At 63.9% G+C, this 22,325-nt stretch carries 22 protein-coding genes; 17 read left to right on the top strand and 5 right to left on the bottom strand.

The genetic code is table 11. The annotated features are described in order from the left end of the window. The first annotated feature begins 106 nt into the window (after positions 1–106). The 6 genes from ABB30_RS10415 to ABB30_RS10390 all read left to right on the top strand — a co-directional run bounded on the left by ABB30_RS10415 (position 107) and on the right by ABB30_RS10390 (position 5,068). The gene (locus tag ABB30_RS10415) at positions 107–1,033 is read left to right on the top strand and encodes a lytic transglycosylase domain-containing protein (RefSeq protein ID WP_057638236.1); all 927 of its coding nucleotides are present in this window, start codon (positions 107–109) and stop codon (positions 1,031–1,033) included. 144 nt (positions 1,034–1,177) lie between these two features. Beyond that, entirely contained in the window at positions 1,178–1,798 is a 621-nt protein-coding gene (petA, locus tag ABB30_RS10410) for a ubiquinol-cytochrome c reductase iron-sulfur subunit (protein WP_057638235.1), read from the top strand. A gap of 2 nt (positions 1,799–1,800) precedes the next feature. Next, positions 1,801–3,060: a cytochrome b gene (locus ABB30_RS10405; RefSeq protein WP_057638234.1), complete on the top strand. Its 1,260-nt coding sequence runs from the start codon at positions 1,801–1,803 to the stop codon at positions 3,058–3,060. Beyond that, complete coding sequence (locus ABB30_RS10400; RefSeq protein WP_057638233.1) at positions 3,053–3,796, top strand: cytochrome c1; 744 nt, start codon at positions 3,053–3,055, stop codon at positions 3,794–3,796. Before ABB30_RS10405 ends, ABB30_RS10400 begins: the two co-directional genes overlap by 8 nt. 78 nt (positions 3,797–3,874) lie before the next feature. Continuing rightward, entirely contained in the window at positions 3,875–4,492 is a 618-nt protein-coding gene (locus tag ABB30_RS10395; protein ID WP_057638232.1) for a glutathione S-transferase N-terminal domain-containing protein, read from the top strand. A 66-nt stretch (positions 4,493–4,558) separates the two neighbouring features. Beyond that, entirely contained in the window at positions 4,559–5,068 is a 510-nt protein-coding gene (locus ABB30_RS10390) for a ClpXP protease specificity-enhancing factor (protein ID WP_057638231.1), read from the top strand. A gap of 46 nt (positions 5,069–5,114) precedes the next feature. Here the strand turns inward: ABB30_RS10390 and ABB30_RS10385 are convergent, their stop codons facing one another. The 3 genes from ABB30_RS10385 to ABB30_RS10375 all read right to left on the bottom strand — a co-directional run bounded on the left by ABB30_RS10385 (position 5,115) and on the right by ABB30_RS10375 (position 6,792). Continuing rightward, positions 5,115–5,468 (bottom strand): DUF3301 domain-containing protein, encoded by a 354-nt coding sequence (locus ABB30_RS10385; RefSeq protein ID WP_057638230.1) that lies wholly within the window; start codon positions 5,466–5,468, stop codon positions 5,115–5,117. A 9-nt stretch (positions 5,469–5,477) separates the two neighbouring features. After that, the gene (locus ABB30_RS10380) at positions 5,478–6,443 is read right to left on the bottom strand and encodes a DUF2272 domain-containing protein (RefSeq protein ID WP_057638229.1); all 966 of its coding nucleotides are present in this window, start codon (positions 6,441–6,443) and stop codon (positions 5,478–5,480) included. A 79-nt stretch (positions 6,444–6,522) separates the two neighbouring features. Beyond that, on the bottom strand, positions 6,523–6,792 hold the full coding sequence (locus tag ABB30_RS10375; protein WP_057638228.1) for a Trm112 family protein: 270 nt from the start codon (positions 6,790–6,792) through the stop codon (positions 6,523–6,525). A 62-nt stretch (positions 6,793–6,854) separates the two neighbouring features. Here ABB30_RS10375 and purE point away from each other — a divergent pair, with 62 nt between their 5' ends. Both purE and ABB30_RS10365 read left to right on the top strand, forming a co-directional pair. After that, on the top strand, positions 6,855–7,358 hold the full coding sequence (purE, locus tag ABB30_RS10370; protein ID WP_057638227.1) for a 5-(carboxyamino)imidazole ribonucleotide mutase: 504 nt from the start codon (positions 6,855–6,857) through the stop codon (positions 7,356–7,358). Continuing rightward, positions 7,355–8,500, top strand: coding sequence for a 5-(carboxyamino)imidazole ribonucleotide synthase (locus ABB30_RS10365; protein WP_057638226.1), 1,146 nt, complete (start codon positions 7,355–7,357; stop codon positions 8,498–8,500). The genes purE and ABB30_RS10365 overlap by 4 nt, the downstream gene beginning before the upstream one ends. Positions 8,501–8,552: 52 nt before the next feature. On the opposite strand, the gene ABB30_RS10360 is transcribed toward ABB30_RS10365, so the two are convergent. Next, positions 8,553–9,125 carry a Fe-Mn family superoxide dismutase gene (locus tag ABB30_RS10360; RefSeq protein WP_057638225.1) on the bottom strand — a complete coding sequence of 191 codons (573 nt, stop codon included), beginning with the start codon at positions 9,123–9,125 and terminating at the stop codon, positions 8,553–8,555. A 72-nt stretch (positions 9,126–9,197) separates the two neighbouring features. Between ABB30_RS10360 and grxD the strand changes: the two genes are divergently transcribed. From grxD to ppnN, 4 genes are all read left to right on the top strand, one after another. Then, a complete protein-coding gene (gene grxD, locus ABB30_RS10355; protein ID WP_425477404.1) occupies positions 9,198–9,554 on the top strand; it encodes a Grx4 family monothiol glutaredoxin in 357 nt (118 codons plus the stop codon). After that, positions 9,551–10,237, top strand: a complete 687-nt coding sequence (locus ABB30_RS10350; protein ID WP_057638223.1) for an SDR family NAD(P)-dependent oxidoreductase — start codon at positions 9,551–9,553, stop codon at positions 10,235–10,237. Before grxD ends, ABB30_RS10350 begins: the two co-directional genes overlap by 4 nt. A gap of 319 nt (positions 10,238–10,556) precedes the next feature. Then, on the top strand, positions 10,557–13,766 hold the full coding sequence (locus tag ABB30_RS10345; RefSeq protein WP_083489825.1) for a TonB-dependent receptor: 3,210 nt from the start codon (positions 10,557–10,559) through the stop codon (positions 13,764–13,766). Between the two features lie 110 nt (positions 13,767–13,876). Beyond that, a complete protein-coding gene (ppnN, locus tag ABB30_RS10340) occupies positions 13,877–15,265 on the top strand; it encodes a nucleotide 5'-monophosphate nucleosidase PpnN (protein ID WP_057638221.1) in 1,389 nt (462 codons plus the stop codon). On the opposite strand, the gene ABB30_RS10335 is transcribed toward ppnN, so the two are convergent. Then, a complete protein-coding gene (locus ABB30_RS10335) occupies positions 15,247–16,272 on the bottom strand; it encodes a sensor histidine kinase (protein ID WP_152980697.1) in 1,026 nt (341 codons plus the stop codon). The two genes, ppnN and ABB30_RS10335, sit on opposite strands and share 19 nt — an antisense overlap. A 147-nt stretch (positions 16,273–16,419) precedes the next feature. On the opposite strand from ABB30_RS10335, the gene ABB30_RS10330 reads away from it, so the two are divergent. Genes ABB30_RS10330 through ABB30_RS16795 form a run of 5 tightly spaced genes read left to right on the top strand, consistent with a single transcriptional unit; the run spans position 16,420 to position 22,322 of the window. Beyond that, complete coding sequence (locus ABB30_RS10330; protein ID WP_161808853.1) at positions 16,420–16,920, top strand: GspH/FimT family pseudopilin; 501 nt, start codon at positions 16,420–16,422, stop codon at positions 16,918–16,920. Beyond that, a complete protein-coding gene (gene pilV / locus ABB30_RS10325; protein WP_245626482.1) occupies positions 16,917–17,414 on the top strand; it encodes a type IV pilus modification protein PilV in 498 nt (165 codons plus the stop codon). The genes ABB30_RS10330 and pilV overlap by 4 nt, the downstream gene beginning before the upstream one ends. Positions 17,415–17,419: 5 nt before the next feature. After that, on the top strand, positions 17,420–18,415 hold the full coding sequence (locus tag ABB30_RS10320; RefSeq protein ID WP_057638219.1) for a PilW family protein: 996 nt from the start codon (positions 17,420–17,422) through the stop codon (positions 18,413–18,415). Then, complete coding sequence (locus ABB30_RS10315; protein WP_057638218.1) at positions 18,412–18,939, top strand: pilus assembly PilX family protein; 528 nt, start codon at positions 18,412–18,414, stop codon at positions 18,937–18,939. Before ABB30_RS10320 ends, ABB30_RS10315 begins: the two co-directional genes overlap by 4 nt. A gap of 11 nt (positions 18,940–18,950) precedes the next feature. After that, positions 18,951–22,322, top strand: a complete 3,372-nt coding sequence (locus ABB30_RS16795) for a pilus assembly protein (RefSeq protein WP_245626481.1) — start codon at positions 18,951–18,953, stop codon at positions 22,320–22,322. Positions 22,323–22,325 lie beyond the last annotated feature (3 nt).

The following is a 22,325-nucleotide window of genomic DNA, read 5'->3' as shown; positions in this document are numbered from 1 at the left end:
GGGGGCGCGCAAACTGCGGCGTTCAATCACACATTGTATGTCAGCCCGGGGATCGGGTTGGGCCGGGGCTTGGCAGCAGGGGGCAAGCTGGGACAGACTTCACTCCATGAAGGGGACTCTGGGGACTACTGCAGCACTGCTTGCCATGCTGGCCTGCGCGCCGGCGTGGGCGGGCACGCTGTACAAATGCGTGGGCAGCGATGGCGTGCCGGCGTATGTGAGCAAGCGCGTGTCCGGGGCCCAGTGCGAGGTGGTCAGCCGCTACCGTGCGCAGGCCTCGCGGCCGGTGATCCAGCCGGCCGCCGCACCTGCGCCGGCGCCGGTAGGCACTGCCAGCAACGGCGCCGCCTCCGGCAATGCCGGTGCCGCCACTGCGGCCGTTGCCTCGACCACCACCCCGGCCGTTGCCAGCACCAGCACCGCGCCTGCTGCCGGCAGCAACCGCCAGGGGCGTACGGTCAGTGGCCAGGTCTACAGCTACATGAAGGATGGCGTGCGCCATTACTCCAGCCAGCGCCCGGCCGGCGCCGCTGGCGGCCAGGTGCGCACCATCGCCTATACCTATATCGAGCGTTGCTTTGCCTGCGGCAGCAACAGCCGGGTCAACTTCGGCTCGGTACGCCTGAACACCAACGCCTACCGTGACGAGATCGCCGCAGCGGCCCGCCAGTTCGGGGTGGAGGAGGCGATCGTGCGGGCGGTGATCCATGCCGAGTCGGCCTTCAACCCGTCTGCGGTCAGCCATGCCGGCGCCCAGGGCCTGATGCAGTTGATGCCGGCCACCGCGCGTCGTTTCGGGGTGTCCGACAGTTTTGATGCCAGCCAGAACATCCAGGGCGGTGTGCAGTACCTGTCCTGGTTGCTGCGTCGCTTCAATGGCAACCTGACCCTGGCCGCGGCCGGTTACAACGCCGGCGAGGGCGCGGTGGATCGTCATGGCGGGGTGCCGCCGTATCGTGAGACGCAAAATTACGTGGTGCGCGTGGCACAGTTGGCCGAGCGCTATCGCAGCGAAGGTGTGGTCAGCCAGTAAGTGCGGGTGTGTTGCAGTGCAAGGTTTGTATGCGTTGTGTGTGCATTGACCGTTCAGCTACACTCGAAGCGGATTCAAGGGTAGAAGGCCCCCACCTTTTACCGGCAGCTTCTTACGCTACCTAATCAAGAATCGGAGTGCCGGATGGCCAACGATGGGGTAAACGATCCAGTAAACGCAGGTCGTCGAAAGTTTCTTACCGCCACCACCGCGGTTGTCGGTGCGGTCGGTGCGGGTTTTGCCGCAGTCCCTTTCATCAAGTCATGGAACCCCAGTGCGCGGGCCAAACTGGCCGGTGCGCCGGTGGTGGCCGACATCAGTGCGCTGCAGGAAGGCCAGCGCATGATCCTGGAGTGGCGAGGCCAGCCAATCTGGATCGTCAAACGCTCGCAGGCCATCCTGGCCGCCCTGCCGGGCCTGGACGGGCGTCTGCGCGACCCCGAATCAAGCAACGCGGACCAGCAGCCGGCCTATGTGCTGGCGGCCAACCCGCAGCTGCGTTCGCTCAAGCCTGAGATCTCGGTCCTGGTCGGCCTGTGCACCCATCTGGGCTGCGCGCCGGAAATGGTGGCCGAGATCCGCCCCGAGCCGTATGACGCGCAGTGGAAGGGCGGGTATTTCTGCCCTTGCCACAAGTCGCGCTTCGACATGGCAGGGCGGGTATTCCAGGACGTGCCGGCGCCGACCAACCTGGTCGTGCCGCCGCATCACTATGCCGATGACAACACCATCGTGATCGGTGTTGATCCGCAGGGAGGGGCGTGAGCATGAGCAAGCTGATCGCGCGCGCCGTGGGTGGCGTGCAGCAGTGGGTCAACGACCGTGCGCCGGGGTTGATGCCGACCATCGACAAGCACGTCACCGGGTACTACGCCCCGAAGAACTTCAACCTCTGGTACTACTTCGGCTCGCTGGCCCTGGTGGTGCTGGTCAACCAGATCCTGACCGGGATCTTCCTGACCATGCACTACAAGCCCAGTGCCGCCGAGGCGTTTGCCTCGGTGGAATACATCATGCGTGATGTGGAGTGGGGCTGGCTGATCCGCTACATGCACTCCACCGGGGCCTCGCTGTTCTTCATCGTGGTCTACCTGCACATGTTCCGAGGCCTGATGTACGGCTCCTACCAGAAGCCGCGCGAGCTGGTCTGGATCCTGGGCATGCTGATCTACCTGGTGCTGATGGCCGAGGCCTTCATGGGCTACGTGCTGCCCTGGGGCCAGATGTCGTTCTGGGGCGCCAAGGTGATCATCTCGCTGTTCGGTGCGATCCCGGTGATCGGCAACGGGCTGACCGAGTGGATCATGGGCGACTACCTGCCCGGCGATGCGACCCTGAACCGCTTCTTCGCCCTGCATGTGATTGCCCTGCCGCTGGTCCTGCTGCTGCTGGTGGTGCTGCATCTGGCCGCCCTGCATGAGGTCGGTTCCAACAACCCGGACGGGGTCGAGGTCAAGTACGGTCCCAAGGGCAACCGCTGGGATGCTGCCAAGCCGGCCGATGCGATTCCCTTCCACCCCTACTACACGGTCAAGGACCTGTTCGGGGTCGGCTTCCTGCTGATCATTGCCGCCTTCATCATCTTCTTCGCGCCGGCCTTCGGTGGCCTGTTCCTGGAGCATGACAACTTCACCGAAGCCAACCGTCTGGTCACCCCCGAGCACATCAAGCCGGTGTGGTACTACACCCCGTACTACGCCATGTTGCGGGTGGTGCCGGACAAGCTGGGCGGGGTGATCGTGATGTTTGCCGCCATCGCTGTCCTGTTCCTGGTGCCGTGGCTGGACAAGGCCAAGGTCAAGTCGATCCGCTACCGCGGCCCGATCAGCAAGCTGATGTTGTCCATCCTGGTGGTCTGCTTTGTCTGGCTCGGCGTGATTGGTTCGGGCCCGGGTACGGCAGTGTGGGAAACCTGGGTGGGCAGGGTGCTGACCCTGCTGTACTTTGCCTTCTTCATCACCATGCCGCTGTGGACGCGGATGGACAAGACCAAGCCGGTTCCGGAAAGGGTGACCACCCATGACTGATCGCCGTTTGCTGCGCCTGGCCGTGGCCGGGTTGATGTTGGTTGCATCGGCGCTGGTCCAGGCCGCCAGTGGTGGGCCGTTGCAGCAGGCGGGCAATGACCTGGGCGACCAGGCATCGCTGCAGCGTGGGGCGCAGCTGTTCACCAACTACTGCGCCGGCTGCCATTCGTTGAAGTACCTGCGTTATTCGCGCATGGCCGCCGACCTGGGCCTGAGCGAGGACCAGGTCCAGGCCAGCCTGAACTTCAGCGGGGCGGCGATCGGCGAGCACATCACCACGCCGATGCCGGCGGCGGCTGAAAAATGGTTCGGCAAGCTGCCGCCGGACCTCAGCCTGGTGGCGCGGGTGCGTGGCGAGGACTGGCTCTACACCTACCTGGTGTCCTTCTACCAGGATGAGAAGGCAGCCCTGGGCTGGAACAACCAGCTTTACCCCAACGTTTCCATGCCCAACGCATTGTGGGAACTGCAGGGCCTGCAGCGGCCGGTGCTCGCCGCCGAGGCGGACGAGACCGGCAACAAGGCCGTGGTCGGGCTGGAGCTGGCCGCGCCCGGTGCAATGGAGCCGGCGCAGTTCAAGCAGGCCGCGCGCGACATCACCAACTTCCTTTCCTACGCCGCCGAGCCGGCCGCCTTGAAGCGACACAGCCTGGGGGTCTGGGTGATCCTGTTCCTGGCCGTGTTCACCCTGCTGGCCTGGTTGCTCAAGCGCGAATACTGGAAGGATGTACATTGAGCTGGCCGGCAACGGCCAACCCCCACTCTCGGCAACCTCTGGTTGCCCATGACGCCCGCAGTGGGCACAGGTACCTTGATGCGTAATACCTTGACCCTGTTTTCCTCCCCTGACGATGTGACCAGCCACCGAGTGCGCATGGTGCTGGCGTGCAAGGGCGTTGCCTATGACCTGGTGCTGGCCGATCCGGCCAACCCGCCCGAAGACCTGATTGACCTGAACCCCTACCAGAGCCTGCCGACCCTGGTGGAGCGCGAACTGGTGCTGTATTCGGCCGGTGTGGTGGGCGAGTATCTGGACGAGCGCTACCCGCATCCGCCGCTGATGCCGATCGATCCGCTCGGGCGTGCCCGCCTGCGGCTGGCCATGGTGCGCCTGGAGCAGGACTGGGTGCCGCAGGTGCAGGTGATCAGCCACGGCAGCAAGGCCCAGGCCGAAGCGGCGCGCAAGCGCCTGCGTGAGCTGGTGGCGCAGTCGGTGCCGTTGTTCAAGGTGGCCAAGTTCTTCCTCAATCCGGAGATCAGCCTGGCCGATTGCGCCTTGCTGCCGATCCTGTGGCGCCTGCAGTCGCTGGGCGTGGCACTGCCCAAGGATGCCAAGCCGCTGGAGGATTATGCCAACCGCATGTTCCGTCATCCGGCTTTCGTGCGCAGCCTCACCGATGCCGAACGCAAGCTGCGCGAGCTGCCGGTCTGAGTGCAGGCCATGCCTGCGCCATGAGGGGTGCTCATCGGTTGTGGGCGCTGCGTTACACTGCCGTCCATGAGCGAAGGTAATTTCCGTATGAGCAGTCACCGCCCCTACCTGCTGCGCGCACTGGTGGAGTGGATCAACGACAACGACATGACCCCGCACCTGCTGGTGGATGCCACCCTGGCCGGGGTGTTGGTGCCGCCCAGTGCGGTGCACGATGGCCGGGTGATCCTGAACATCGCCGAGCGCGCCGTTGCCCAGTTGCACATGGACAACCACGAGGTCAGTTTCAGCGCCCGCTTCGGTGGGGTCAGCCAGCCGGTACGGGTGCCGATTGCGGCGGTGCTGGCGGTGTATGCACGCGAGAATGGCCAGGGTATGGCGCTGCCCGATGACCTGCCGGGTACGGCCGAGCTGGAGGATGACGAGATCCTGCTGGATGATCCGGATCTGGTGCCGGCCGGTGGTCCGCAGTTGGCCGCGGTGCCCAGCGTGGCCCGCGCCGATGACGAGGGCGACGACGAGCCGCCGCCGCCGAGTGAGCCGGGCAAGCGTCCGTTCCTGCGGGTGGTCAAATAAAGCAACGGCCGGTAGCAATACCGGCCGTTTTGGCATCTGTGGGGGGTCAGGGCTGCGATGGTGGCAGCTGGCTTTCCGGGAACACCAGGGTCGGCGTCGGCCGTGTCGGGCCGGCCAGCTGGATCAGTTGCTCGCCGCGCAACACGATGCGGCCGGCATAGCGGTCCGCGCCATCGCGCGAATACTCGAAGCGGTAGGTGCGCTGGAAACCGAGCCAGCCATTGTCCAGACGGCACGGGCGGATGGCCGTGGCATGCACCGAATGGTCCAGCCATTGCACCTGGGCCTCCTGGCAGGCCTTGCGGCTGTAGTGGCTGGCGGCCTCGGCAGCGGCGCGCGAGGAATTCCAGAAGGCATAACCGGCGGCGCCGGCAATCATGAGCAGGATCAGGCTGGGCATCGGGCGACTTTACGGGTTCGTCTGTCCGTCTGCCAGCGGGGCCTGCGGGGCGGGTGTGGATGCCTGCAGCTGCAGCAGGGCAACCCAGCGTTCGGGATTGAGGCTGCAGGCCTGTGCCCACTGCACGCTGCACTGCTCGCCGTTGCCGTTGGCAACCGCTGGTGGCAGCGTGCCGCGCTCGTTGATCGGCAACAGGCGCATGGTCACCGCGTTGAGCACGTTGCCGCCAACCAGGTAGGCGGTGCGGTTACCGCCGGGGTTGCTGGCCACGACCAGATCGCAGTGTGACTGCCAGCCGGCGGTGCGACCTTCGCTCAAGGCCTGCAACAGGCCGGCGTGGTCTATCTGGTGGGTGCCGCCGCGCAGGTGGCAGAGCAGGTCGCCGGGGCGGATGCGTACCTGGTAGGGGTCGGCGATCCGGTACGGGCCCTGGCCGCGATGGCTGGCGCTGATGTAGTCCAGGTGGGCGGCCGAGGCGGGGAAGTCATACAGCCCGGACTGGCGCATCAACCAGCTGATGAAGGCGGCCGACCACGGGGTATCGAGGATGAAGCTGCGGCACAGCGCCGCTTCCATCGGATTGCCGAAGGCGGTGTCCTGCAGCGCGGCGCAGGCCTGGCTGCCGGGATGGGCCGGTGTCTTGGCCAGGGTGCCGCTGGCGGTCCAGTAGCCGGCCACGCGTTGCCAGGCGCGCAGGCCGTCATCGGCCAGCATGCCGCTTTCCGCTTCGGTCAATGGCAGGTGGGAAAGATGGCCCTGGCGGTCGATGAACGGAGCATGCCAGAGGCGGTGTTCATTGCACGCCGTGCGGACCAGGCGGCTGGCCGCATCGCTGCTGCCCTGGGGCAGTGGAATGCTGCACGGGGCCACGCTGGGCGAGGGGGTGCCGGTGCTGTCCTGGGCGCTGGCCGCAGGCGCAAGACCGAGGAGGGCAACACAGACGGTGAGCAGGGACAGTGCGTAGGGTGAGGGCATGGCTCGGACCGGTGCGGGGTGCCTGAGTATGCCGGTGGCGGCGTGGTGGGCATGCACACGCCGCCGGCACGGGTGTTGCTCAGGCCTTGCTCAGGCCGGCGATGCTGGCGCAGGCAATGGCCTCTTCGGGCAGCAGCACCGGGATGCCATCCTCGACACGGTAGATGTGGTTGCGGTCGGCGCTGATCAGCGCCTCGCGCTGCGGCTTGTCCACCATGCTGCCATCGGCGCGCAGCACGCTGCCGGCGGCAATGGCGGCGTTGAGCGCCTGCAGACCGGTGCTGTCCAGCAGCGACAGCGGCTGGCGGGTGTCGGGGGAAACGAGCAGGTCGAGCAGTTTGCGGTCCATGACGGTCAAGTATTGCGTGGAAGACGGCTAGAATACGTCTTTACTGCACCACACGGCCAACAATGAGCACCAACACCCCCGCACCCCTGGTCGGCCTGGTCATGGGTTCCCGTTCGGACTGGGAAACCATGCAGCACGCCGCTGACAAGCTCGACGCCCTCGGCGTTGCCTACGAAGTGAAGGTGGTTTCGGCCCACCGCACCCCGGATGTGCTGTTCAGCTATTCCGAGCAGGCACAGGCCCGTGGCCTGCGCGCCATCATCGCCGGTGCCGGCGGCGCGGCCCACCTGCCGGGCATGATCGCAGCCAAGACCGCGGTGCCGGTGCTGGGTGTGCCGGTGCAGACCAAGGCCTTGAACGGCATGGATTCGCTGCTGTCCATCGTGCAGATGCCGGCGGGCATTCCGGTGGCAACCTTTGCCATCGGCAACGCCGGTGCCGCCAATGCGGGGCTGTTTGCTGCGGCCTTGCTGGCCCACGATCATCCGGCCGTTGCCACGGCACTGGCTGATTTCCGTGCCGCGCAGACCGCGCTGGTGATGCAGCACGACGATCCGCGCGCATGACCACCGTCGGCATCCTCGGTGGCGGGCAGCTGGCCCGCATGATGATCCTGGCCGGTGCGCCGCTGGGCCTGCGTTTTCGCGTCTACGACCCGGCCGCCGATGCCTGTGCCGGGCAGCTGGCGCCGCTGGTCACCGGTGCCTTCGATGATCTGCAGGCATTGCGTGCATTTGCCGCCAGCGTCGATGTGATCACCTTCGATTTCGAGAACGTGCCGGCCGCCAGTGTGGCCGCGTTGACTGCGCTCAAGCCGGTGTTCCCCAATGCCCAGGCCTTGGCGGTCGCGCAGGACCGGCTCAGCGAAAAGACCCTGTTCCAGTCGCTGGGCATTCCGCTGCCGGCTTTTGCCGACATCCCCTCGCTGCAGGTGCTCGAGCAGAAAGTGGCGCAGTTCGGTCTGCCGTGCATCGTCAAGACCCGCCGCCTGGGCTATGACGGCAAGGGTCAGTTCCGGATCCGTGAGCAGGCCGATGTCGCCGCGGCCTGGCAGGCACTGGGCGAGCAGGCCGGCAGCGTTGGGCTGATCCTGGAAGGCTTCGTGCATTTTGATTGCGAGCTCAGCGTGGTGGCTGCACGCAATGCGGCAGGCGATTTTGTCGCCTGGCCGGTGACCCGCAACTGGCATGTCGATGGCGTGCTGTCGGCATCACTGGCCCCGTGCGGTATGCCGCAGGCAGTGCAGGATCAGGCCGTGGCCCATGCCCGTGCGGTGGCCGAGCATCTGGACTATGTCGGTGTGTTTGCACTGGAGCTGTTCCATTGCGATGGGCAGCTGCTGGCCAATGAAATGGCGCCGCGCGTGCACAATTCCGGCCACTGGACCGGAGATGGGGCGCAGACCAGCCAGTTTGCCAACCACCTGCGTGCCGGCCTCGGCCTGCCGTTGGGTGATGCCTCGGTTCTGGGCGTGGCCTGCATGCTCAATTGGCTTGGCACCATGCCCGAGGCCGAGCCGGTGCTGGCTCAGGCGGCCGGCTTCTGGCATGACTACGGCAAGCAGCCGCGTGCCGGGCGCAAGGTCGGGCATGCCAATTTCCGTGCCGATACGCCGGCCGCCTTGTGCCAGGCGCTGGCGCCGGTGGGGCAGGCCCTGGGGCGGGACGACCAGGTCCGGCCGCTGCTCGATGCGCTGTCTGCACGTTGAGTGCCGGCAACGCAGAAGCAAAAGGGCGCCGTCAGGCGCCCTTTTTCATGGCTCAACGCAGGTTGCGTTCGACCGCATCCCAGTTGACCAGCTTCCAGAAGCGGGGCAGCAGTTGCGTCAGGTCGGCGCTGTCCTCGTCGCCCCAGATGGCCGGATCGAGCGGGCAGGTGAGCAGTGGGCGTGAGGTGCCGGTCATTGGGTTGCCGATGCGTGGGTGGGCGGTGATGGCAAGGCGTCCATCGGCCTGCTCCACCAGCCATATCCAGCTGCCTTCGGGCATGCCGGCTGCGAGTTGGGCAAAGGCATCGTGCAGCGCGCCCAGGGTGCCGAAATCGTTCTTGATGCGTTCGCCGATGCGCCCGCCCGGCTCGCCGCCGCTGCGGCTGCTGCACAGTCCGTCCAGAAAGAAGCGCTGGTTGGCCAGGCTGGCTGCCAGCTCGAAGTGCTGGCCCTGGCTGCTGGCGATCACCACGTCCAGCTCCATCTGGGCCAGGTCAGTGTTGGCCAGGCCGGCATGCAGGGCTTGTTGTGTGGCGTGCAGGCGGGCAAGCTGCGCAATCACCACGTCCGTGTCCAGATGTGGCTGCAGTGCGCTGGTGGGGTAGGGGAGTTGGTATTTGTCCACGCTCGGTTCCGGTGCTGCCGGGCCGTGCCGGCGTACAATGGGAAGACTACAGCGCCAGTTTAGCGGCAGCTGATGGCCGGATTGGAAACCACAGGCGGGAGCAGGCACTTGGCGTTGATCGAGCAAATCCAGGCGATGGTCGAGCAGTATCCGATGATCCTGTTCATGAAGGGCACGCCGCAGTGGCCGATGTGCGGCTTTTCCAGCCGTGCGGTGCAGGCCTTGCAGGCAGCCGGAGCCGACAGGCTGCAGACGGTCAATATCCTCGAGGACGCCGAGCTGCGCGCCAACCTGCCGCGTTTCTCCAACTGGCCGACCTTCCCGCAGCTGTTCATCCATGGTGAGCTGATCGGCGGCAGCGAGATCATCATCGAGCTGCTCGAAGCCGGAGAGCTGCAGCGCATTGTTGCCGAGGCTGGCCAGGCATGAGTCCTGCGCCGCTTGCCGGGCAGGTGGTGCTGGTTACCGGTGCCAGCGGTGGGCTGGGCGGGGCAATGGCCCGGGTTTGCGCCGCTGCCGGCGCGGAGGTGGTGGCCAGCGGCCGTCATCTGCGCAGGCTCGAAGCCCTGTACCAGACGGTGCAACAGGCTGGCGGCGCGATCCAGCTGTATCCGCTGGATCTGGAGGGGGCGCAACCGGAGGACCTGCAGCAGCTGATCGAGCGCATCGCTGCTGAATACGGCAGGCTCGACCTGCTCATCCATTGCGCCGCGGATTTTCCCGGCCTGACCCCGTTGGCGCACGCCGACCCGGCCGCCGTGGCGCGGGCGGTACATGTGAACCTCACCGCGCGCATCTGGCTGACCCAGGCCGCCTTGCCGGCCCTGCGGGCGGTCGCTGGTGGCGTGGTGTTTGCGGTGGATCGGCCCGAGCGGGGGCAGCAGGCGTACTGGGGCGGCTACGGCCTGGCCCAGTGTGCCCAGCATGCTCTGGTGCAGATGCTGGGCCTGGAGCTGGCCAATGCCGGGGTTTGGGTGCAGGCCCTGGCCCCGGCGCCGATGCCCACGGCGTTGCGGGCGCGTGCCTACGGTCATGAGGTCGAGGTGATCCGTCGTCCTGACGAAGTTGCTGCATCGTGGCTCGATGACAGGTATGGTGTGGCGGAAATTTAGTCGGCTTCTGGCGCATCGGGCGCACCGGGGGAATGGTGCGCGCTGCTCATCCAGTCAGGTGCAGGTAATCGTGGATTTGATCGTTTCCTTGTATATCAGTGGCTTGCGTGTTGCCTCTGGGTAGCATTTTGTCGTCTGCCCGTCACAATTCGTGCCTATTGTGTTAACCTGTTTTTAACCGTATCGACTGCAACAACCCTTGCACGTAAGTCGTCCCGGTTGGGACCCCAAAGATTCAGCCGATCAGTCGCCCAGTCGTTCCTGGGGCTGAAGGATCGCGTTTTTTATCAATCGCCAACTCGTATCGAGGCTACCCACAATGAACCACCCACGTCTCCGGATGTCCAAGCTGACCCTCGGCTTGGTTGCTGCCCTGGCAGCTGCCCCGGCCTTCGCCCAGAGCACCTCTGCCGGTGTCGGCGGCCAGGTCATGTCCGCTGCCGGCCAGCCGGTTGTCGGCGCTGAAGTTGTCATTACCCACAATGAGTCGGGTACCGTCAGCCGTGCCAGCACCGATGCTTCCGGTCGCTACAACGCCCGCGGCCTGCGCGTGGGTGGTCCGTACACCATCACCATCACCAAGCCGGGTGAAGGTACCAAGACCGAAGAAGGTGTCTACCTGAACCTGAACCAGGTCAACACCGTCAACGCTGCCCTGACCGGCGACGTGGCCACCCTGGAAGGCGTGACCGCCTACGCCGTGGCCGGTGGTTCGGAAATCTTCAGTGCCAACAAGATGGGCACTGGTACCAACCTGAACCGCGACATGATCGAAGCCATGCCGTCGGCCAACCGCAACATCCAGGACTACATGCGCCTGGACCCGCGCATCTCGCAGGTCAGCAAGGCTGACGGTGCGATCTCGGCCGGTGGCCAGAACACCCGCTACAACGCCATCCGCATCGACGGCATCGGCGCTGCTGACCCGTTCGGTCTGGAATCCAACGGCCTGCCGACCGAGCGTCAGCCGGTCTCGATGGACGCCATCGAAGAAATCAACATCGACCTGGCCAACTACGACACCACCATTTCCGGTGGTACCGGTGCGGTGGTCAACGCCGTGACCAAGTCGGGTACCAATGAGTTCCACGGCACCGTCTATTACACCTACCGCGACAAGGACATGGTCCGTGATCGCCTGGAAGGCGACCGCGAAGACTTCAGCGGCTTCGACAAGGAAACCACCATGGGCATGACCCTGGGTGGCCCGATCGTCAAGGACAAGCTGTTCTTCTTCGCCAACTACGAAAAGTACGAGCGTGAAGCCCCGGGCATTGCGCTGAGCAGCACCCCGTACGGCAGCGGCACCATCACTGATGCTGACATCTCCACCGTGCAGCAGCACATGGCTGGCCTGGGTTACGACGTGGGCGGCCTGACCGCTCCGGATGCCACCACCGAGATCGAGGAATACGCGGTCAAGCTGGACTGGAACATCAACGAAAACCATCGTGCAGCCCTGCGCTACAACAAGATGGAGCAGAACGTGATGCGCTTCCCGGGCCTGGGCAACAGCTCGGTCTCGCTGAGCAGCTACTGGTATGCCCAGCCGAAGGCCTATGAAACCTGGATGGGTGAGGTGTTCTCCAACTGGAGCGACAACTTCACCACCGAGTTCAAGGTCTCGCACAAGGATTACTCGGCCGTTCGCGTGCCGGGCGTGAACCTGCCGCAGATCCGCATCAATGGTTTTGCCAACAACAATTCCCTGTTCCTGGGTACCGAGCAGAACACCCACGTCAACATCGTGGAATCCAAGGAACTGAGCCTGTTCGGCGCCGGCACCTGGTATGTGGGCGACCACACCATCAAGTTCGGTTTCGATCACTCGGACAACGAGCTGATGAACTTCTACGGCCGTAACCTCAACGGCGTGTACGAGTTTGCCAACTTGAACCAGTTCCTGGCTGGCAACCCGAGCCGTTACCAGCTGCGTGCACCGCGTGCTGGCGGTTCGCTGGCCGATATCCCGGCAGCCTTCACCCTGAAGAACACCGGCCTGTTCGTGCAGGACACCTGGGCCATCAACTACAACCTGAACGTGATGGCCGGCGTCCGCGTCGACATGCCGTCCTTCAGCGACCAGCGCCTGTACAACCCGCGCATCGAAGCCGAATACGGCTACAACAACACCACTTTGGTGGATGACAAGCTGGTGCAGCCGCGCGTTGGCTTCAACTACACCTTCGACAGCGATCGTCCGACCCAGCTGCGCGGCGGCGTGGGCCTGTTCGGTGGCGCTGCCCCGAACGTGTGGCTGGGCGGCACCTATGCCAACACCGGCCTGAACTATCAGGAATACGACCTGCGTAGCCCGGGTGCAATCTTCACCCCGGACATCAACAATCCGTACATCCCGGGTACGGCAGTTGCCGGTCGCGACAATGTCGACATCATCGAGCCGGGCACCAAGCTGCCGTCGGTGTGGAAGGCCAACCTGGCATTCGACCATGAGCTGCCGTGGTACGGCATCACTGCATCGGCCGAAGTGCTGTTCACCAAGGTCAATGACGCCCTGTACTTCGAGCGTCTGGATATCACCAGTGGCAATGGTTCGCCGATTGCCTACGGTCAGGATGGTCGCGCCATCTACTGGAATGCTGCAGGCCTGGATCCGGCCAATGCGGGTGATTTCGGCATCGAGGCTGGTGGTGCAGTCGGTAACCGCGGTGACCGTCCGAATTGGGTCGGTGATGTGATGTTGCTGCGCAATACCGACAAGGGTCGTGGCGCACAGGCGACCTTCTCGTTGGCCAAGCCGATGACCGACAGCTGGGCCTGGTCGCTGGGTTACACCTACACCGAGGCTACCGAAGTCAGTCCGCTGGCCAGCTCGCAGAACACCTCGAACTGGTCGGGCACCCTGATCAACAACGCCAACGAGAACGTTGCCTACAACTCGCGCTACGCGATCAAGGACCGTATCACCGGTACCCTGGAGTTCAAGCACAACTTCTTCGGTGACTATGCCACCCGCTTTGGCATGTTCTACGAAGGTCGCTCGGGCCGTCCGTTCAGCTACATCTATTACAACGATCTGAACGGCGACAGTGCCAGCACCAATGACCTGTTCTATGTCCCGAACGGTTACGGCGATGTGCTGTGGACCGGCGGTGCTGACATGGAGAAGAAGTTCTTCGATTGGCTGGCCAACAACCCGGAACTGGCTGCCTATCAGGGCCAGGTGGCTCCGGCCAACGGCTTCCGCTCGAAGTGGGTCAACAACTTCGACGTGCGCATCAGCCAGGAACTGCCGGGCTTCTTCAAGGGCCACAAGTCTGAGATCGCCCTGGACATCATGAATGTCGGCAACCTGCTGAACAAGGATTGGGGCCTGATCGAAGACTACGGCTTCTACGCCACCCGCCGTATCGCCAACTACGCTGGCATCGACCCGGCTACCGGCAAGTATGTGTACAGCTTCAATGGTCGTACTGACAACGAGCAGGTGCAGGAAAACAACAACGACAAGGGCAACACCGCGGTGTCGCGCTGGTCGATGATGTTGAGCTTCAAGTACAAGTTCTGATCGGTTGACTGATCGGTTCTGAACCAAGGAGACGGCCGGGGCAACCCGGCCGTTTCTCTTTTGTGCCGGCGGCGCTAAAGTCGACGGGTTGAGACAAGGACAGAGAATTCATGAGCAACAACGAGCAGCATCCGCGCGCATTGCCGGTGCAGAACGCGCGCATTTTCCCGCGCGGTGAGCTGGACATCCTTTCCCGGGTCGAGGTGGCACGCCTGCGCGATGCCTCTTCCGGCGGCATGCATGAGTTGCTGCGCCGTTGCGCGCTGGCGGTGTTGACCAGTGGCAGTGCCTCCGATGACCCGCGTGCAGCAAGTGACCTGTACCCGGATTTCGACATCCAGGTGACCCAGCAGGATCGCGGCGTGCTGATCGACCTGGTCAATGCACCGGCATCGGCGTTCGTGGACGGCATCATCATCAAGGGTATTGCCGAGCTGCTGTACGCGGTGGTGCGTGACCTGGCCTATACCGCCATCGAAATGGGCCCGGAGTACGCGGCCGAGCTGGAATCGTCGGAGGGCATCACCAATGCGGTGTTCGGCCTGATGCGCAATGCGCGCGGTCTGCAGCCGGGCGATCCCAACCTGGTGGTGTGTTGGGGTGGCCACTCGATCCCACGAGACGAGTACCTGTACACCAAGCAGGTCGGTTACGAGCTGGGCCTGCGCGGCATGGACATCTGCACCGGCTGCGGCCCGGGTGCGATGAAGGGGCCGATGAAGGGCGCCACCATCGCCCATGCCAAGCAGCGCAAGCATCCGGCCCGTTACATCGGCATCACCGAGCCGGGCATCATCGCGGCCGAGTCGCCGAACCCGATCGTCAACCACCTGGTGATCATGCCGGACATCGAAAAGCGCCTGGAGTCATTCGTGCGCCTGGGTCACGGCATCATCGTATTCCCGGGCGGCGTGGGTACCGCCGAGGAGATCCTGTATCTGCTTGGCATCCTGCTGCGCGAGGAAAACAAGGACCTGCCGTTCCCGCTGGTGCTGACCGGCCCGGCCGTGGCTGCGCCGTACTTCGAGCAGATCGATCGTTTCATCCGCCTGACCCTGGGTGAAGAGGCGGCCGCGCGCTACCAGATCATCGTCGGTGATTCGCAGGCGGTGGCCAAGGCGATGGCGGCCGGCATCAAGCAGGTGCGCGAATACCGCCTGCACAACAAGGATTCGTTCTACTTCAACTGGGGCCTGCACATCCCGCTGGAATTCCAGCAGCCGTTCGTGCCTACCCATGAGGCAATGGCGGCACTGGATCTGCACAAGGATCGCCCGGCCCATGCGCTGGCTGCCGACCTGCGTCGCGCGTTTTCCGGCATCGTCGCCGGCAACGTCAAGGAGCCGAGCATGCGCCTGATCGAGGAGCATGGCCCGTTCCTGATCAATGGTGACCCGGAACTGATGGCCTCGCTGGATGCGCTGTTGCGTGCCTTCGTGGCCCAGCGCCGCATGAAGATTGCCGGTGACTACAAGCCCTGTTACCGCGTGGTGACCTGATCGGGCAGGGTGAATTGCAGGCGGGCATGAAAATGCCCGTCTGCCTGCCAGGTCGTGAGGCTGGCAGGGCGGGGCAGGCGCGCCAAGCGTGCACGCACCGATTGCAGGCCCAGGCCATGGCCTTGCCGGCCCTGCCCGGGCTCGCCGTGGAGTGGGTTGCTGACGGTCAGGTGCAGCTGGTTGTCCAGGTGGTGGATATGGATCAGCACTGTGCTGGGTTGGTGCGAGGCTTCGACCCCGTGATGGACGGCGTTCTCCAGTAGTGGCTGCAGGCACAGGATCGGCAACTGCAGCGATGGCAGTGGTTCGGGCAGTTGCCACACCGGCTGCAGGCGTGCGCCGAAGCGTGCCTGTTCGATGGCCAGATAGCGCCGGCACAGTGCCAGTTCTTCGGCCAGTTCTATGTGGCCGGTGGAGCCGAGGGCGGCGCGGAACAGGTCTGCCATGTCCATCAACAGGTCTTCGGCCTTTCCCGGTTCGCTGCGGACCAAGGCAACTGCCGAGTTGAGCGTATTGAACAGGAAGTGGGGCCGGATGCGGGCCTGCAGGGCCTGCAGTTCGGCGGTGGTTGCCTGCACGGCCAGTTGTTGCAGGCGCAGGTGGTTCTGCAAGGCGACCACGGCCAGCAGGCCGACCACCAGGGCCAGGCTGGTGCCGAGCAGGAGCAGTTCCAGCAGGCTGCCATTGCTCAATCGCAACGGCATGGCAAATCCCAGCCAGAGCAGGCCGATGGTCAGCCAGGTGGCGGCCAGCAGCAGGGCGATGCCGGCGGTGGCCTGCATGCCGTCGCGAAAGCGTGACAGGCGGTGGCGGCCCAGGTACAGCAGGCCCAGGGTGGACAGGCTGATCCACTGGATGACAAGCGAGTTGAGCCCGAACCAGACCAAGCGGTCGCCGTCGATGCCGGGGGCAAGTGCCAGGGTCAGGGCCAGTGCTTCGGCGCCGATCACGCACCAGGCCAGTCCGGTGGGCTGCCACAGTGCGTTCAATGGGTGACGAAGATCCATGCAATGACCGTTGGGTGGTAGATTTGTACCGCTTGTCTCCCAGGGGTGGGAGGCATGCCGGTGCCGGGCTATCGTAACCCGGCCATCATCCTGGGGATTGTTTCGATGCTGGATTCCGCTGACGGGCCGATTGCCCGGCGCACACACATGGCTGGCTTCACACTGGTGGAACTGATGGTGACCCTGGTGGTTGCCGCTGTTGTACTGGGTATTGCCGTGCCCAACTTTACCGGGCTGGTGAACAGCTCGCGCCTGACGGCCCAGGCCAATGAACTGGTGGCCGGCGTGCAGCTGGCACGCAGCGAGGCGATCCGGCTCAATCGCCAGGTACGTTTTTGTGGTTCACAGAACGGCACCAGCTGCCTGGCTGCCGGCGACTGGACGCAGTGGATCGTGGTCCGCGCCGATACCAATGAGCTGCTGCACAGTGGTGTGGTCAATCCGGCTACCCGGGTGTATGGCGATGATCCGGTCATGAACTTTCGCTCCGATGGCCTGGCGCGTCTGGCCAACGGTACGCTGGCCAACATCACCATGAATATCTGCATGCCGGTGTCCAGGCCTGTGGACAATATCCGCCAGCTCAATGTCACCGGTGGTTCGCGTACCAATGTGGCCAGCGCCTCCGGCCAGGGAGATTGCCCATGAACAAGACCGGCTTCATGCCGAAGTTGCGTGGTGACCAGCGGGGTACCAGCCTGCTGGAAGTGCTGATTTCGGTGTTGATCATGGCGGTGGGTCTGCTCGGCATTGCCGCGATGCAGGCAACGGCCCTGCGCAACAGCCAGGGCTCGACCGAACGCAGCCAGGCGGTGGTGCAGAGCTACGCCATCATCGATGCGATGCGTGCCAATCGCGAACGCGCCCTGGCAGGTGACTACAACACCACTGGTGGCTGGATGTGCACGGCTCCTGCCGGTGGCAGCCTGGCCGGTAACGATCAGGCCCGCTGGCTGACCTCGCTGCGCACCACCATCGTCAACGATGTGGCTGATGAAAGCGTCTGCGGCAGCATCGAGTGCACGGCCGCGACGTCCATTTGCGTGGTCGGCGTGCGCTGGGATGAAAGTCGTAGTGGCTCCACAGGCGGGGAACAGGCCGGTGAGACCGAACAGGTAATCCAGACCCGGGTGCGGATGTAATGGGGATGAACATGCAAGGCAAATACGAACGTGGCTTCAGCCTGGTCGAGCTGATGATCGCGCTGCTGCTGGGTACTTTGGTGGTGGCTGCCGCTGGCGGCATTTTCCTGACCAACCGGCAAACGTTCCGTAGCACCGACAGCCTGGGGCGGGTGCAGGAAGGTATGCGCACCGCCTTTGAGCTGATGGCGCGCGACATCCGCGAAGCGTCCGGCAACCCCTGCTCCAATGGCGTGCCACTGGCCAACGTGATCAACAGCCCGTCCTCGCGCTGGTGGACCAACTTGGAAAACTGGGGCCAGGGGCTCCGTGGCTACATGGGGAGCCAGGCTTTCGCTGACAGTGGTTTCGGTACGGGGGCCGGGCAGCGCTTGAGTGATACCGAGGCCATCGAGCTGTTTGCCACCGAGACCCCGGTGCGCATGGTCACGGCGCATACCCCCGCTTCGGCCACCTTCACCTTGAGCGATGCCAATCATGGCTTTGCCGCGGGAGAGCTCGCCCTGGCCTGCAGCCCGCGGCATGCCGCGCTGTTCCAGATCAGTTCGGTGAGTGGTGCCACCATCGGCCACGGCACGGGCGGCACGCCGGGCAACTGCACCAGTGCGCTGGGGGTGCCAGTCAACTGCGGCACCAGTATCAGTTATGAATTCTCCACACCCAATACGGTGCTGGCACGGGTGCATGCGGTGCGTTGGTATGTGGCCAACAATGCGGCTGGACGACCGGCGCTGTACCAGCAGCGTCTGGCCCGGGTGGCCGGTGGTGGCCTGCAGGCTGTGGCCCAGGAAGTGGTTGAGGGTGTTCGTTCGCTTGAGTTGACATACCTGGAGCGCAATGAGACCAGCTATGGAAACGCCAGCACGGTCGCGGCCTGGGATCAGGTGGTGGCCGTGAACATCCGGGCCGAGGTCGAGGGCGAGCCCAATTCCGGCACTGGCGGTGTGCCCTTGGCGCGCAATGTCGAGCATGTGGTCAGCCTGAGGAACCGTAATCCATGAACCGACGTAATCCCCATTTCGGGCGTGAGCAACGCGGCATTTCGTTGCTGGTGGTGCTGGTGCTGCTGCTGATCATGACCCTGCTCGGGCTCGCCATCTTGCGCAGCACCATGCTCGAGGAGCGCATGGCCGGCAATATGTACGAGCGCAGCCTGGCCTTCCAGGCGGCCGAATCCGCTTTGCGCGAAGGCGAGTTGATTGCTGCGGCAGCGCCGGCGGCGCCGGGTTCCGGCTGCACTGCCGACGGCGTGTGTTCCGAGCCGGACGTCACCGCCACCGAGCGTTGGCTTGATGATGGCTTTGCCGGTTGGGTGGACGCTCCGGAACTGGCCGATGCATCGCCTGCACCGCCGCCGGGTGCCTATTTCATCGAATACATGGGGCTGTCGCCGACCTGGCCGGGTTGTGACCGCCAGGTGCCGGTGGCGCCATTGTGCCTTGCCCCCAGTTACCGGGTTACCGCTCGCAGCACCGCCGCCGGCCGTTCCACGGTCATCTTGCAGTCCAACTTTGTGGTCCAGTGATGAGGGATGCCATGAAAAACCAACAAACCTCCTTGCGTCGGGTGCCGGCGGGTCACTTCCTTCTCAAGTCACCCGCGCTGCTCGGCTTTGTTGCCAGCCTGATGGCCGCACCGGTGCATGCCAGCATCACTTTGCCGACCGACCCCTTGACTACCAGTGCCCGGGTTGCGCCGAATATCTTGTTCATCCTGGATGATTCTGGCTCGATGGCCTCGGATTACATGCCAGATAATGTGTCGAATTTCACCAATTCAACATCAGGCAAGCTTGCCTACACCTTGAGCTCGGTCTATTACAACCCATACAAAGATTACCAGCCGTGGATGAATGCCGATGGCAGCCTGATGACAGGTGGCACAAGCTATACGGCAGCATTCACCAGCAATGACCTGGCTTCGGGGGGGACGGCTGATCTTTCCCGGTCTACCCAGACATTTTATGTGCCCAAGGACGAGGCGATGGCGCGAAATCCTTCCGCCTACCCGCTTGCGACGCTTCGGAATATCTCCAACTATTATCGTTACCAAATCCACACGGACGGGGTCGTCATCCGTTCCGAGTACGGGACCGGCACGAGAGGCCTTGACAACAGGAACTGCGGAACCCGTGCGAATGACTGGGGGAGTTGTGCCAGCCTCAGGCCGACAGGGCGTAGCGACGCTGAGGAGCGCAAGAATTTTGCTATCTGGGCGTCGTATCACCGGACCCGTATGAAGGCGGCCAAGGCCGGTGCCAGCCAGGCATTTTCTGAGCTGGGCACGGACGTTCGTGTCGGCTTCCGTACCATTTGGGGCCGTAATGGCAGCCAGACTGGTCAAAACTGGCCGACGCAATCCAAGCCGATTCCGATTGGGCACAATGGAGGGCTGTTCGATGACCCCCAGGGGGCTTCGGGCGCGAACAACAACCGTACCCGTTGGTACCAGCGCATGCAGACTGTGACCAGTAGCGGTGGTACACCGCTGCATGGAGCCTTGGCGGATGCGGGCAAGTATTTTTCCAACACAGACGAAAATGGCCCCTATGGCCCTGAAAAGGGGAGCAGCCAGCTGTCGTGCCGGCAGAACTTCTCCATCTTGACCACCGATGGCTTCTGGAACAACCAGAATTACAATCCCGGTGAACAGGACAATAGCGCCGGTAGTACGATCACCGGCCCAAGCGGGCAGAGCTACCGCTATGAGCCCCGTGCGCCTTATGCCTCCAGTGATGGCAATACACTGGCCGACGTGGCGATGGAATACTGGAAAAAAGACCTGCGCCCGGACCTGGCCAACAATGTTCCCACAACCGGGGCCAACCCGGCGTTTTGGCAGCATATGGTGACCTTCGGCATTTCCATTGGCCTGAAGGGCACCGTCGACCAATCCTCTGTGGCCCAGGTGATTGCCGATGGTGGCCCCAGGATTAATGGTGCCCCGGTGGCGTGGCCAAGGCCATCAAATAATGCCGTGGCCAACATCGACGACTTGCTGCATGCGGCCCTCAACGGCCATGGCGAGTTCGTGGCCGCCAGTGATCCGGATGCCTTTGCAGCGGGCCTGAAGGCTGCATTGGCGGCCATCACCGAACGTACCGGCTCGTTTTCCAATGTCGCCGCCAACTCGACCTCCATCGACGGTGGCACCCGTCTCTACCAGGCCAGCTACATTTCCGGTGTGTGGACCGGTGAGGTCCAGGCCTTCCCGGTTTCTACCGCAGGGGCTGTCAGCAGCACGGCCAGCTGGCGTGCCAGCGCCGGCATTCCGGCCAGCGGGCGCAAGATATTCGCCGGCAATGATGATGCCACCGCCGCAGTGGCATTCCCTTCCGGGCTTTCCGATGCACGGCGTACCCAGTTGACCAGAACCGGTGTCATCAACTACCCGGTAACGGGTGCTGACAATGCTGCCTACCTGGCCGGCGACCGCAGTAAAGAGCTGCGCAATGGCGGCACCCTGCGCAATCGCAATCACCTGCTTGGCGATATCGTCAGCTCGTCACCGGCGTATGTGCCCGAGACTGAAACCCTGTATATCGGCAGCAATGACGGCATGATGCATGCAATTGACGCCACCAATGGCAACGAGCTGTTTGCCTACATCCCGGGTGGCATCAACTGGAGCGATCTGGCGGGCATGAGCCGGCCGGATTATGGCCATCGATATTTTGTGGACGGGCCGATCACCGTCTCCACACGTGTCCAGGGGGCGGACAAGAACATTCTGGTCGGTGCCCTGGGCAAGGGTGGCAAAGGGCTCTACGCGCTGGATGTAACCACACCCGGTTCGTTCGGGGCCTCTGATTTCAAATGGGAGGTGCGCGGCCAGTCCGAGCTGATGGGGCTCGTACAGGCCAAGCCGATCATCGCCCGTCTGAACAATGGCGTGACTGCGGTCATTGTGGCCAATGGGGTGAACAGCACCAGTGGCAGGGCAGGCTTGTTGATGTACAACCTGCAAAACGGCAATTTGATCAAGCAGATCGATACCGGCGTAGGCTCTGCGGTAACCGATTCTGCCGACGCCAATGGCTTGACTTCGGCGGTGGGCTGGGACGCCGATGGCAACGGCACGGTGGACTATGTCTATGGCGGAGACATGCTGGGCAATGTCTGGAAGTTCGACCTGGCCGCCGGCAGTACTGCGACCTGGGGGGTGCTTGGAAACGCGCCCCTTTTCGCGGCTACCAATGCCGACGGCCAGCGCCAGCCAATCACCGGTGGGTTGACGGTTGCCTTCCATCCGCGCACTTACATGCCCTGGGTCTTCTTCGGCACCGGGCGTTTGATGACCACTGGCGACATGACCACCAAGACCGTGCAGAGCCTGTACGGGTTTGTTGATGACGGTACCGACAAGGCCCGCAGTGGTGCCTCGGCCAACCTGACCCGGCGCAGCATTCAGGAAGCCGCTACGCTGGCCGGTACTCCGGTGCGCGCATTCGAGCGTCGCCAGCCGCTGCCGTCGGGTTCCAAGGGCTGGTACATCGACCTGTTGACGCCACAGAAGCCACCAGCCCCGGGAGTGCCCGAAGGCGAGCGGGTGGTGAGCGATGCCCAGTTGTATGGCGATGTGCTGGTCGTTTCTTCGGTCATTCCCACGGCTGATGCCTGCCAGGCCGATGGTCGCGGTTACCTCAATGCACTCGATGCCTACACCGGCACCAGCACCGGGCCGTCTTTGTTCGACCTGGACGGTGATGGTGTGTTTGAAGACGAGGTCATCGGTGATGACAAGCTGCCGGTGGGCTCGGTTGACCTGGGCGTCGGCATGCCGACCCTGGCCGAGCTGCTGCGGGGCCTGGCCGTGGTGGGTGGCTCGTCGGGCAAGCTCGGCAGTGTACAGATCCGTGAAGCACGCAATGTTGGCCGGGTTTCCTGGCGCGAAGTCCTACAGAACTGAGGT

The organism is Stenotrophomonas ginsengisoli (assembly GCF_001431485.1).
Lineage (GTDB): Bacteria > Pseudomonadota > Gammaproteobacteria > Xanthomonadales > Xanthomonadaceae > Stenotrophomonas > Stenotrophomonas ginsengisoli.
This window is presented reverse-complemented; position numbering and strand designations above follow the sequence as displayed.

What these genes read in the sequence shown, in the direction of transcription:
- purE (WP_057638227.1), top strand. Translation starts at nt 6,855, where the DNA reads ATGAGCACCAACACCCCCGCACCCCTGGTCGGCCTGGTCATGGGTTCC.
- ABB30_RS10405 (WP_057638234.1), top strand. Translation starts at nt 1,801, where the DNA reads ATGAGCAAGCTGATCGCGCGCGCCGTGGGTGGCGTGCAGCAGTGGGTC.
- ABB30_RS10390 (WP_057638231.1), top strand. Translation starts at nt 4,559, where the DNA reads ATGAGCGAAGGTAATTTCCGTATGAGCAGTCACCGCCCCTACCTGCTG.
- ABB30_RS10365 (WP_057638226.1), top strand. Translation starts at nt 7,355, where the DNA reads ATGACCACCGTCGGCATCCTCGGTGGCGGGCAGCTGGCCCGCATGATG.
- ABB30_RS10400 (WP_057638233.1), top strand. Translation starts at nt 3,053, where the DNA reads ATGACTGATCGCCGTTTGCTGCGCCTGGCCGTGGCCGGGTTGATGTTG.
- ABB30_RS10415 (WP_057638236.1), top strand. Translation starts at nt 107, where the DNA reads ATGAAGGGGACTCTGGGGACTACTGCAGCACTGCTTGCCATGCTGGCC.
- ABB30_RS10380 (WP_057638229.1), bottom strand. Translation starts at nt 6,443, where the DNA reads ATGCCCTCACCCTACGCACTGTCCCTGCTCACCGTCTGTGTTGCCCTC.
- ABB30_RS10375 (WP_057638228.1), bottom strand. Translation starts at nt 6,792, where the DNA reads ATGGACCGCAAACTGCTCGACCTGCTCGTTTCCCCCGACACCCGCCAG.
- petA (WP_057638235.1), top strand. Translation starts at nt 1,178, where the DNA reads ATGGCCAACGATGGGGTAAACGATCCAGTAAACGCAGGTCGTCGAAAG.
- pilV (WP_245626482.1), top strand. Translation starts at nt 16,917, where the DNA reads ATGAACAAGACCGGCTTCATGCCGAAGTTGCGTGGTGACCAGCGGGGT.
- grxD (WP_425477404.1), top strand. Translation starts at nt 9,198, where the DNA reads ATGGCCGGATTGGAAACCACAGGCGGGAGCAGGCACTTGGCGTTGATC.
- ppnN (WP_057638221.1), top strand. Translation starts at nt 13,877, where the DNA reads ATGAGCAACAACGAGCAGCATCCGCGCGCATTGCCGGTGCAGAACGCG.
- ABB30_RS10395 (WP_057638232.1), top strand. Translation starts at nt 3,875, where the DNA reads ATGCGTAATACCTTGACCCTGTTTTCCTCCCCTGACGATGTGACCAGC.
- ABB30_RS10320 (WP_057638219.1), top strand. Translation starts at nt 17,420, where the DNA reads ATGAACATGCAAGGCAAATACGAACGTGGCTTCAGCCTGGTCGAGCTG.
- ABB30_RS10350 (WP_057638223.1), top strand. Translation starts at nt 9,551, where the DNA reads ATGAGTCCTGCGCCGCTTGCCGGGCAGGTGGTGCTGGTTACCGGTGCC.
- ABB30_RS10335 (WP_152980697.1), bottom strand. Translation starts at nt 16,272, where the DNA reads ATGGATCTTCGTCACCCATTGAACGCACTGTGGCAGCCCACCGGACTG.
- ABB30_RS10330 (WP_161808853.1), top strand. Translation starts at nt 16,420, where the DNA reads ATGGCTGGCTTCACACTGGTGGAACTGATGGTGACCCTGGTGGTTGCC.
- ABB30_RS16795 (WP_245626481.1), top strand. Translation starts at nt 18,951, where the DNA reads ATGAAAAACCAACAAACCTCCTTGCGTCGGGTGCCGGCGGGTCACTTC.
- ABB30_RS10345 (WP_083489825.1), top strand. Translation starts at nt 10,557, where the DNA reads ATGAACCACCCACGTCTCCGGATGTCCAAGCTGACCCTCGGCTTGGTT.
- ABB30_RS10315 (WP_057638218.1), top strand. Translation starts at nt 18,412, where the DNA reads ATGAACCGACGTAATCCCCATTTCGGGCGTGAGCAACGCGGCATTTCG.
- ABB30_RS10385 (WP_057638230.1), bottom strand. Translation starts at nt 5,468, where the DNA reads ATGCCCAGCCTGATCCTGCTCATGATTGCCGGCGCCGCCGGTTATGCC.